At 35.1% G+C, this 12385-nt stretch carries 8 protein-coding genes; all 8 read left to right on the forward strand.

Going from position 1 to position 12385, the window contains the following annotated elements; all coding sequences use genetic code 11:
* Nucleotides 1–219 precede the first annotated feature (219 nt).
* Entirely contained in the window at nt 220–990 is a 771-nt protein-coding gene (locus MVE64_RS20030) for a DeoR/GlpR family DNA-binding transcription regulator (RefSeq protein WP_247340619.1), read from the forward strand.
* Nucleotides 991–2142: 1152 nt separating this feature from the next.
* Complete coding sequence (locus tag MVE64_RS20035; RefSeq protein ID WP_247340621.1) at nt 2143–3108, forward strand: AraC family transcriptional regulator; 966 nt, start codon at nt 2143–2145, stop codon at nt 3106–3108.
* A 159-nt stretch (nt 3109–3267) separates the two neighbouring features.
* Complete coding sequence (rhaB, locus tag MVE64_RS20040) at nt 3268–4683, forward strand: rhamnulokinase (protein WP_247340623.1); 1416 nt, start codon at nt 3268–3270, stop codon at nt 4681–4683.
* 5 nt (nt 4684–4688) lie between these two features.
* Nucleotides 4689–5945 (forward strand): L-rhamnose isomerase, encoded by a 1257-nt coding sequence (rhaA, locus tag MVE64_RS20045; protein ID WP_247340625.1) that lies wholly within the window; start codon nt 4689–4691, stop codon nt 5943–5945.
* Between the two features lie 223 nt (nt 5946–6168).
* Nucleotides 6169–7074, forward strand: a complete 906-nt coding sequence (locus MVE64_RS20050) for an autoinducer 2 ABC transporter substrate-binding protein (protein ID WP_247340626.1) — start codon at nt 6169–6171, stop codon at nt 7072–7074.
* 101 nt (nt 7075–7175) lie between these two features.
* Entirely contained in the window at nt 7176–9020 is a 1845-nt protein-coding gene (locus tag MVE64_RS20055; protein ID WP_247340628.1) for a cache domain-containing sensor histidine kinase, read from the forward strand.
* Nucleotides 9021–9046: 26 nt separating this feature from the next.
* Nucleotides 9047–10654, forward strand: a complete 1608-nt coding sequence (locus MVE64_RS20060) for a response regulator transcription factor (RefSeq protein WP_281730511.1) — start codon at nt 9047–9049, stop codon at nt 10652–10654.
* 201 nt (nt 10655–10855) lie between these two features.
* Nucleotides 10856–12367, forward strand: a complete 1512-nt coding sequence (locus MVE64_RS20065; RefSeq protein WP_247340651.1) for a sugar ABC transporter ATP-binding protein — start codon at nt 10856–10858, stop codon at nt 12365–12367.
* Nucleotides 12368–12385 lie beyond the last annotated feature (18 nt).

Genomic DNA, 12385 nt, shown 5'->3' on the forward strand with positions numbered 1-12385 from the left:
AAGAAAACATACAAGGTGTAACAGAAGATCATTTCTATTACACCTTGTTTTATAGACAAAAATGTAAGCGCATAATCACTAAAACCAATGCGTTCTACCCTATTCTATGTCATAATAATATCTAGAGCCTACAAGCGTAAGATCTGACTCTTTAAGCAAGTAAGCTCATCCTCATCATTATTTTTTTCATTGAGAGTTTTTTTTAGGAGGCAAACCGAGATGCTTGTAGCAGAAAGACACCGAAAAATCGTCGATGTTGTGAATGAGAAATTAAGTGTCCGAGTTACCGAATTAAGTAAAATTTTTAAGGTAACAGAGGAAACAATCAGACGCGATTTGGAGAAATTAGAAAAAGAGAATCAATTACGCCGAAGTCATGGCGGCGCAGTTAGTATACAAGACGAACAAACAGAAGTTTCTTATACAGAAAGAGAAATTACCAATGCTGCCGAAAAAAGAGCAATTGCTTTAGAAGCGGTAAAGCTCATTCAGCCTGGTGATCAGATCGTACTAGATGCCAGCACAACAGCATGGTATATGGCAAAAGAAATGCCGGACGTCCCATTAACTGTGTTAACAAATTCTATTAAAGTAGCGGTAGAGCTTAGTAAAAAAGAACAAGTTCGTGTAATTTCCACCGGCGGAATGCTTCAGCCAAAGTCATTATCCTATGTTGGTCCATTAGCAGAAAGGTCACTTAATATGTATCATGTAAATAAAGCATTTATTTCGTGTAAAGGTGTTCATATTGAAGCAGGATTAAGTGATTCAAACGAATGGCAGGCTCTTTTAAAAAGACAGATGATGTCAATATCAGATCAAACGATATTAATGGCAGATTCTACGAAGTTTGGAGTACGAACGTTTGCGCAAATTACAGATATCCAGAAAATTAGCTATGTGATTACAGATTCTCTAATCGAAGAAAGCTATTGCCGAGGCTTAGAGGAAAAAGGGATACAGTTTAATACCGTGATGGTTTACGGATAATGGTACCCACGATCTCACTTTTATATCTTTTGAGTTAAGTCGAATTTAAATAGAGGTATGTCCTTCATTACTGGTAGCGATGAAGGGCTTTTTACTCTCTTAGTGAGTTTTTAGGTTTATTAAAGCTCTGTTTGAGGCGAGGACATGTTGGTTTTTTAAAATTGAAGGAATTGGGACAGGAAAAGGGTTGAAGAGAGGTAAGCAGTCTCGATAGTGCCTGAATCGGGACAGGAAAAGAGCTGAGGAGCGAGAAGCAGTCTCGATACAGCCTGAATTGAGACAGGAAAAGAGCTGAGGAGCGAGAAGCAGTCTCGATACAGCCTGAATCGGGACAAGAAAAGAGCTGAGGAGCGAGAAGCAGTCTCGATACAGCCTGAATCGGGACAGGACAAGGGCCGAGGAGTGAGAAACTGTCTCGATAGTACCTGAATCGGGACAAGAAAAGAGCTGAGGAGAGGTAAGCAGTCCCGATACAGCCTGAAACGGGACAGGAAAAGAGCTAAGGAGCGAGAAGCAGTCTCGATACAGCCTGAATCGGGACAAGAAAATACCCGAGGTATAAGAAGCAGTCCCGATAGTACCTGAATCGGGACAAGAAAAGAGCTGAGGAGAGGTAAGCAGTCTCGATACAGCCTGAAACGGGACAAGAAAAGAGCTGAGGAGAGATAAGCCAGTCCCGATAGAGCCTGAATTGAGACAGGAAAAGAGCTGAGGAGCGAGAAGCAGTCTTGATACAGCCTGAATCGAGACAGGACAAGGGCCGAGGAGTGAGAAACTGTCTCGATAGTACCTGAATCGGGACAAGAAAAGAGCTGAGGAGAGGTAAGCAGTCTCGATACAGCCTGAATCGGGACAAGAAAAGAGCTGAGGAGCGAGAAGCAGTCTCGATACAGCCTGAATCGGGACAAGAAAATACCCGAGGAGAGGTAAGCAGTCTCGATACAGCCTGAATCGGGACAAGAAAATACCCGAGGTATAAGAAGCAGTCCCGATACAGCCTGAATTGAGACAAGAAAAGAGCTGAGGAGCGAGAAGCAGTCTCGATACAGCCTGAATCGAGACAAGAAAAGTATTGAAGAGCAGGTGCCTGTCTTGATACTAAGGAACTTACATAATCAACCCTATAACATTACCAAAGAACGAGGGACTAAGATGAAATCCAATCTTTTACAAGAGCTCATCCAACTTAATGATGAAGAAAAACTGATTCTTCAGCAAAAACACGAAGTTCAAAAGGAGCTCTACACGAGCCAAGAAAGCTTTGTGGTTGAAGGTGAAAAATTTCTAAACAATAATACGATGATTATGGTTAGGAAGCATACGAGATTTGTACATTTTCCGAAGCATAAGCACAATTATATTGAAGTGAATTATGTTTTTAACGGTTCACTGAATCAAACGGTTGGGAACGAAAGGTTAGAGCTTAGAAAAGGTGATATTCTTTTTCTCAACCAGCATATTGAGCATGAACTCGAAGCTTGTGGAGAAGAAGATATTATAATTAATTTTATTATTAAGCCTGAATTTTTCTCGTTTGTTTTTTCTTATTTAACGACTGAGAATTTAATAACGAATTTTTTAATTAATAGTTTATTCGATCACACGCAAAACGGACAATATCTTTATTTTGCTGTATCGGAAATAGAGAGTATCCAGGAGTTGATAGGAAAAATTATAGTCGAAATTATGAATCCTTCGATGATGTCAGAGTCAACGATAAAATTGTATATGGGCTTATTAATGGTTGAGCTTATTAAAAACTCTGATAAAGTTAAATATAAAGATGATACTCATCGACATCACATTATTGTTGAGTCTTTAAAATATATTGAAGAACAATACCAAGATGCGTCTTTATATGAGTTATCAAAAAAACTTCAGCAGCCTCATTACACGTTAAGTAAAGAAATAAAAAAAGCTACTAGTTATACGTTTAAGGAGCTTGTACAAGAAAAAAGATTAAGCGTGGCAAAGGATTTATTGGAAAATACAACACTAGCAATTACCTCGATTATTGAAGAGGTTGGATATGAAAATATTAGTTATTTTTATCGAGTGTTCAAAAGCAAATACGGATATACACCAAAGAAGTTTCGCGAACAACTAACAAAAGGCTAGCTATATCACTACTTGGAACTAGTAGGAGATATAGCTTTTTTATTTTTTATGACTTTGGCAAATAAGGACAATAAAATAGTTTAATCACGATATAGGAAACCATAATAAACTAGTTTATTATGTAATAAAGCAAGCGTTTTCAACGAAGAGGTGAAGAAAATGACAAAATATAGCTTAGCAGTAGATATTGGTGCTTCAAGCGGAAGGTTAATTCTTGGCCATATTGAAGATGGCAAATTACAACTAAATGAAATACACCGATTTGAAAACAATATCGTGAAAAAGAATGAACACTTTTGTTGGGATATTGAAACCTTATTTTCTGAAATCAAAATAGGAATTAAAAAGTGTAATGACCTTAATATAAAGCCAGATAGTATTGGTATTGATACATGGGCGGTTGACTTTGTTCTATTAGATGAACATAACAATTTATTAACAGATGCCGTAGCTTATCGCGATCCTCGTACAGATGGCATGATGGAGGAAGTATTTACGATCATTCCAAAAGAAAAGCTATACTTTGAGACTGGTATTCAATTTCAAAAGTTTAATACAATTTATCAATTATTTGCATTAAAACAAAAATCACCTGATGTGCTGAAAAAGGCAAAATCATTTTTAATGATCCCTGAGTATCTTAACTTTTTACTAACTGGTAAAAAGGCTAACGAGTATACAAATGCTACTTCTACACAATTAGTAAATGCATTTACAAAGCAATGGGATCATGAATTGCTTGATAAATTAGGTATTAATACAGAAATGTTTCATGAAATACTGCCTCCTAAAACAGTATTAGGAACATTAACAGAAGAGCTTGTTTCTGAATTTGGTTTTGATATGAAAGTAGTTTTACCTGCAACACATGATACTGGTTCTGCTGTCATCTCAGTTCCTGAACTAGAGGATACGATTTATTTAAGCTCTGGGACATGGTCGTTAATTGGAGTGGAAAATCGTTTTCCAATTTGTGTTCCAAAGGCACTTCAATATAATTTTACAAACGAAGGTGGCATCGATTATCGCTATCGTTTCTTGAAAAATATTATGGGACTTTGGATGATTCAAGAAGTAAAACGTAATTATCATGATGAAATTTCTTTTGCTGAATTTGTAGAGTTGGCACAACAAGAAGGAGATTTTCAATCTATCGTAAATGTGGATGATGATCGTTTCTTAAAACCTGAAAACATGGTAAGTGAAATTCAAAAATATTGTAAAGAAACAAACCAACAAGTCCCTCAAACACCAGGACAGATTGCAAAATGTGTATATGATAGTTTAGCAGATAGCTATAAACGTGCGATCAGTGAAATAGAAGAAATATTTGAGAAAAGCTTTCCAAGAGTGAATGTAATTGGTGGCGGTTGTCAAAACGAAATGCTTAATCAATTACTTGCAAATGTAACAAATAAAGAGGTGTGTGCAGGTCCGGTGGAAGCAACTGCCATTGGAAACATTGTGGCACAGCTTATGGCATTAGATGAAGTAGAAGAAATTCATCAAGCGAGAGCATTAATCAAAGATTCATTCGAAGTAAAATCATATAAACAACAATACGTGAAAGGATGATTAATATGATGGTTAAAGAAAGCTATGAATTAGCAAAGAAAGAATATGAAAAATGGGGAATTAATGTTGATGAAGTGCTTCAACAACTACAACAAGTACCAATCTCAATTCATTGCTGGCAGGGCGATGATGTTGGTGGATTTGAAGTAAACAAAGGTGAATTATCTGGAGGAATTGACGTAACAGGAAATTACCCTGGAAAAGCTAGAACACCTGAAGAACTAAGAAGTGACTTAGAAAAAGCTCTATCATTAATTCCTGGAAAACACCGTGTAAATCTTCATGCCATTTATGCTGAAACAAACGGAGAAGTAGTAGAGCGTGACAGATTAGAGCCTAAACACTTTGAAAACTGGGTGAACTGGGCAAAAGAACATGGAAATTTAGGACTTGATTTTAATCCAACGTTATTTTCACATGAAAAATCTGCAGATGGCCTAACATTATCACATCCAGACCCGGAAATCCGTGAATTTTGGATTAATCACTGCATCGCAAGTCGTAAAATTGCTGAATACTTTGGGAAAGAATTAGGCACACCAGCTTTGACGAATGTTTGGATCCCAGATGGTTATAAAGATGTACCAAGTGACCGTTTAACACCAAGAGTTCGCCTAAAAGAATCACTAGATAAAATTTTTCAAGTAGAAATTGATGAGCAATACAATATTGATGCTGTAGAAAGCAAATTATTTGGAATTGGTTCAGAAGCATATGTTGTTGGCTCACACGAATTTTACATGGGTTATGCATTAAAAAATAACAAGCTATGCTTATTAGATACTGGACACTATCATCCAACTGAAATGGTATCGAACAAGATTTCTTCAATGCTTCTATACAGCGATAAACTAGCTTTACACGTTTCAAGACCAGTTCGTTGGGACAGTGACCATGTAGTTACACTTGATGACGAGTTAAAAGAAATTTCACTTGAAATCGTTCGTAACGATGCATTAGATAAAGTAATGATTGGACTTGATTTCTTTGACGCAAGCATTAACCGTGTAGCGGCATGGACAATAGGAACTCGTAATATGATTAAATCTTTACTATACGCAATGCTTGTACCGAACAATCACTTAAAACAGCTTCAAGAAGAAGGGAACTTTACGGAAAGATTAGCTTTAATGGAAGAGTTTAAAACATATCCATTTGGAGCAATTTGGGATTACTATTGTGAACAAATGGGTGTTCCTGTGAAGGAAACTTGGTTGGAAGATGTTAAAAAGTATGAGAAGGAAGTTTTGTCGCAAAGATAATTAAATATGACAAATTGAGAAAAGCACAACAAAAATGATATTGCGTTGTGCTTTTTCGATTTTGGGCTATATGATTTACAAATAGATAGAGAGACTCATATGAAATGATATTCATAACAAATAAAATCATAGAATATTCAAAAGAAATCAAACATATGGTATTCTTTAAATAAAAAGAAATAGTATAATATATAGATAATAAGTCTCATAAAGGGGGACAATGATGGTTAAAAAGCTTTTTTCGTTTCAAGTTTTATTGTTGTTATTTGTAAGCGGTTGCAACGTAGGTGCGGTTAACAATAATGAATATAAGGTTTTATATACAAATGAACCATCACAACAGGACGATGAAAAGCAACAGCCTTCCAACTATACAGTTGCAATTATACCGAAAGTCATAAATATACCATATTTTAATGCAGTTGAAGAAGGAGCAATGGAGGCGGGAAAGGACTTAGGAGTAAAGGTCATTTATAAAGGTCCAACCATCGCAGACTCCGAGCATCAAATAAAAATTATTGATGAACTTATACAAAATGAGGAAGTAGATGTTATTGCTGTATCTGCTAATGATCCGGAAAAGCTTGTTCCTGTCTTAAAAAAAGCACAAAATCATCAAATTAAGGTCATTACATGGGATGCAGATACGTTGCCGGAAGCAAGAGATTTTTTCATCAATATGGTAAATCCAGAAACTTTAGGAAGACATCTAATGGATACACTGGCCTGGAATGTGGATGAACAAGGTGAATTTGCAATAATGACAGGAGCTAATTCAGCCGCAAATCTTAATGAATGGTTGAAGTGGATTAAGCAGCATCAAAAAGAATACTATCCTAATATGAAATTAGTGGAAATCGCTGCTACAGATGATGACCCTAATAAGGCATACTTAATCGCTAAGCAGCTGTTAAATGATTATCCTAACTTAAAAGGAATTATTGGCAACTCATCGGTTGGACCGCCAGCTGCCGCACAAGCAGTAAAAGAGGCCGGAAAAGCGGGTTCAATAGCGGTAGTAGGTTTGTCGCCTCCAAACCCAATGAATGAATATTTAAAAGACGGATCTGCTCAAATCATTACATTATGGAGCCCCCAAAAAACTAGGTTATTTAACTGTTGCACTTAGTAAGAATATTGTAACGAGTTCTTATCCTTATGATAATCAAGAGATTCCTGGTGTTGGAAAAATTAGAAGAATTGACGATATTGTCATAATGGGAGAACCAATTGATTTTACAAAGGAAAATGTTGATCAATATGATTTTTAAACATCTTAGATTAAGAAACTATAAATTAATGACGAAGCTGATGATTACGTATATGCTTCTGACTGTTATTCCAATCTCGATAATAGGTTATATCGCTTACAGCCAGTATACAAAGTCAATTGAGAAGCAAGTTGGAGAATATATTCCTAAGCTATTGGAACAAGCAAATGAAAATGTGGAAAATCAATTAAATGAAATAAGACAGCTTCCTGATGCATTATACAATTCCTCACAGGTTATAGAGGTTCTTCGTAAGGATTCGTTTCAAAATAAGTCTACTATTTTAAAAGATGAATTCTTAGTAAATAGTTATCTTTCAAGAACATATATTAATGGTGGAAACACTGATATACTTGGTGTCTTTCTTTTATCAAAGAACAGATTATTTACAAGTACAAAAACATCATTTAGTGGATTAGGATTAGAATCTTCATCTTTACCTTACGGACAGGATATTGAACTTAATGGGAGGGAAGAAATTATTCTTCCTTATCAAACTAACTTAGAATTTAAAGGAAATCCTCCATTTATTATGCTAATGAGACAATTAAGAGATTATGAGAATCAAGAGAACCTAGGAACGATTCTTATTGCAATAGATTTGTCTTTTTTCGAAAAAGCTCTTAACAATTTAAAGGAAGAGAAGAACTCAAACGTTTGGATAACAGATCCTGATGGAAGAATTATTTATCATACAAATCCTACATTAATTGGAGAATTTGATCAAAAATATGAAAGCTATCCGAACATTAATGGAAGTTTCAAAACGACGTTATTAGATGAAAATCATTTAATAAGCACGGAAGATTTTCAACAGTATGATTGGAGAGTATTCCATAGTATTGCGTTAAAGGATTTAACTAAGGAAACAGACGCTGTTCGCTATGGAACAATTATTGCGTTTATAATTGTGGTTTTCTTGAGCATTGTTATTTCAATTATTCTCGCTTGGAATGTTTCAAATCCTTTGAAAAAGCTAACAAAATTAATGAAACAGGTTGAAAAAGGTAATTTTAATGTGGACCTTTCAATTCATTCAAAAGATGAGATTGGAACCCTAGCAAAAAGCTTTAATTCTATGATTACAGAAATCAACACATTGATTAAAAAGAATTATAAAATTGAAATACGGCAGAAGAATGCAGAGTTATATGCCTTACAATCACAAATTAATCCACATTTTATGTACAATACGCTTGAAACAATTGGATATGCAGTTGAGGAAGAAGAAACAGAGTCTGTTGTCAAAATGGTGACGTTATTAGGGAAAATGTTACGATATTCCCTAAACAACAAGGACAAAGTTGTTCCGATTTCATTTGAATTAACTCATACAACTAATTACTTAACGATCCAAAAATTTAGATTTGAAGATCGAATTTCGTTTAAAATTTATGAAAACGTTAATACAAATCAATACTATATTCCCAAGTTTATTTTGCAACCGATCATAGAAAATTCAATTAAATATGGTCTTGATCAACATGAGGAATGTATCATTATTATCACGATTGATAAAACCGGGGATGACGAAATCCTAATTAAAATTAAGGATAATGGACCTGGAATTGAAGAAAAAGTGCTAGAAAAATTAATTACTTCTTTACGAAAAGACCCAATGGCAGGACGAGACTCTAGCTTTGGATTAATTAATGTTCATGCAAGAATATCAATGATTTTCGGTGAACAATACGGGTTGGAAGTGAATAGTAGATCACATGAAGGAACAGAGGTTGTTCTAAAATTGCCAATGGTAACAGAAGGAGAAGTACTAAACATGACAGGAGGTGAGGAAATTGCCTAAACGTATTAAAACGATACTTGTTGATGATGAAGCCTCGACTTAGACGTGGTGTTGAAAGATTGGTTAAAGCTCAAGGTGAAGATTGGGAAATAGTTGGAAGCTTTAGCAGTGGTGACGAGTGTTTGAAGCTTGTTCAAGAGCAAAACCTTCACTTTGATTTGTTAATAACTGATGTCAAGATGCCTGGGATGGATGGGTTAACTCTTATCAAACAGTTAAAGCAATTAGCCTCCTTCCATGCTATGGTCATTAGCGGTTTCGATGATTTTCAGTTTCTTCAAACAGCCATACGTGAAGGAGCAAGTGATTATTTAATTAAACCAATTGATCGCGATGATTTCAGAATTCAATTAGAAAAGATACAAAACAAAATCGTTTCCCATTGGAATGATTCACAGTATTTCGAGGAAGTACAACATAAAGCATCTCAATTAACACATGTAAAGCAATTGCAGTTATTAAGTGAAATGACTAAGAAGCAGGACTTGTCGCAACTTGAATGGACAAAGGATTTTCCGAATGGTCAATACCTGCTAACTTATATAAGTATGGATAATCTATCTAGTAAGTCAAAGTCTTTTCAAAAGGAAGATTGGAAAGCTTGGAGTTTTGCCTTAGACAATATATGTGAAGAGACGACAGAGGAATTAAGTTCTTCATTTATCTCTACATGGAGATGGAAGGGAGAAGATTTATCCTATTGGTTGCTCATACATGTTCAAGATGCTACAAAAGAAGAATCCTTTGCACGTGAGACAATTATATTTGTGGATAAGGTAAAACAAAATATTAAGAAGTTCACACCCTTTACATGTTCGATAGCAGTGAGTAGAAAAATAAATGATCTCACATTACTGGCGAGTATAAAGGAAGAATTGCTCACTTATATACAATTTCGTTTGTTTCTTGGTAATAATCAGGTCATTACAAGTGAAACAATTGAAGAGTGTAAAAATAGTAAAAAGGGATCTAATAGTAAAGAAATTGAAAATAGGATAAATAAAATTCTTTTATCGTTGGATAGTAAGGACCAAAGCAAAATAAACCATGAAATATCCAATTTTTTAAATATGTTTCAAGCATTAATCTCTCCTGAAGAAATTGAGCAATCTTTACAAGTGTTTGGAATACGAATGATCAATTATATTATGAAGCATTCTCAAGAAAACGATGAAATTCCTTTATTAAATGAATTGTTCGGGTTAACGAAGAAAACAGGAAATCTTCTGGAATTAAGAAATGAAGTGTACCATTGGATAAAAAAGATTCTTCGTATCATTCTACGGAAAAACGAAGAACTACACGTTGATCCCATTGATGTAGCAAAAAAATGGATTATTGGACACCTAGAACAGAACATCACGATCCAAAAAATTGCAACTCAAGTATATATGAATCCCACTTATTTTTGTGAATACTTTAAAAATCAAACCGGAGAAACAGTATTAGATTTTGTAACAAGAGCTCGAATCGAAAAAGCACGAGATCTTCTAGTAAACACAAATCTTAAAATCTATGACATTTCACAGAAAGTGGGATATTCAGACACGAAATATTTTAGTAAACTGTTTAAAAAGCAGTACGGTGAAACACCATCAAAATATAAAGAGAAGGTCATTTTGGACCAAAGTTGACTCCCTATGAAAAGGGAGTTTTTTATTGTTTTCAAAAAACATCAGAAAGTTAACCCCCTAAACCGAAAATCGTCTCCTACTACAACATTTCAATGTTTATTAAGATATATGTAAGCGATAACAAACGAAAAGGATTGCAAGTTAAAGTGTTTATTAAATCAACTATATTGTAAGCAATATCATAAGGCTAGGAGTGAAACTATGTCTGACTATGTTCTTGAGCTAAAAGGAATTACAAAGGAGTTTCCCGGTGTAAAGGCACTTGATAATGTCCATTTTAAGCTCAAAGCAGGAGAAATACATGCCCTAATGGGGGAAAATGGTGCCGGTAAATCAACATTTATTAAAGTCATCACTGGTGTTCACGCACCTAACGAGGGCGACATGTTCTTAAATGGTGAAAAGGTGCAATTTACAAATCCAAAGGATGCACAGAAAAAGGGAATTGCCGCCATTTATCAACATGTAACTAATTATCCGGACTTGAGTGTAACAGAAAATATTTTTATGGGACACGAAAAAATTCAAAAAGGAACGAAGCGTCTGCTATGGAAAGAAATGCATAAAGAAGCTCGAGCATTTTTACAAGATTTAGGTTCTTCAATTGATCCAAAATCTGAAATGGGTTCACTCAGTGTGGCGCAGCAGCAAATTGTAGAGATTGCAAAAGCGATCTCTACAAATGCAAAAATTATCATTATGGATGAACCAACAGCTGCTTTAACAGCAAGGGAAAGTGAAGAGTTATATAAAATTACGGAGCGGTTAAGAGATCAAGGAGCATCGATCATCTTTATCTCACATCGTTTTGAAGATATGTATCGTCTGGCAAGTAGAGTGACTGTGTTTCGAGATTCTAAATATATCGGTTCTTGGGGAGTTAACGAAATCACCAATGATCAACTCATTGTAGCTATGGTTGGACGTGAAATTACTCAAGTTTATCCAACAAAGAAAAACAAAATCAGTGAAAAATTACTTGAAGTAAGAAACTTAGGGAAAATGGCCTATTATGCAGATATTTCCTTTACCCTTCACAAAGGTGAAATTCTTGGCTTAACAGGCTTAGTTGGAGCTGGGCGTACTGAGGTTTGTCAATCATTGTTTGGCATCACAAGCTATGACAGAGGAGAAGTCTATTTAAAGGGGCAACAGATTTCAGTCAAAAACCCTAAGAGTGCAATGAATTTAGGTATAGGTTATTTACCAGAAGATCGTCAGTTACAGGGCCTTGTTTTGGATTGGGGAATAGGAAGAAACATTACTTTACCAGCCTTGAAGGATTTATCTAGTAAAGGTTGGCTGAATGAAAAGAAAGAATCAACACTTGCAAAAAAATTGGCTGAAAAAGTACATGTAAAAGCAACAAGTATTTTTGACTTAGTAAGCTCTTTATCAGGAGGAAATCAACAAAAGGTAGCCGTAGCAAAACTACTTACAGCTGACTTAGACATTATTATTCTCGATGAACCAACAAAAGGTGTTGATGTTGGTGCAAAATCAGCTATCTATGAAATTATTAATGATTTAGCAGCTCAAGGCTACGGTATTATTATGATTTCATCTGAGATGCCTGAAATATTAGGGATGAGTGACAGAATTGTTGTTATGAGAGAAGGAAGAATTACGAAAGTATTAGACAAAAAGGATGCCACACAAGAAGTCATCTTAGAAGCGGCCATGAGCGAAGGGAAAGAAAAAGAAGTAGGTTAATAGATTGATTTAGAAAAA

The organism is Metabacillus endolithicus (assembly GCF_023078335.1).
Classification (GTDB): domain Bacteria; phylum Bacillota; class Bacilli; order Bacillales; family Bacillaceae; genus Metabacillus; species Metabacillus endolithicus.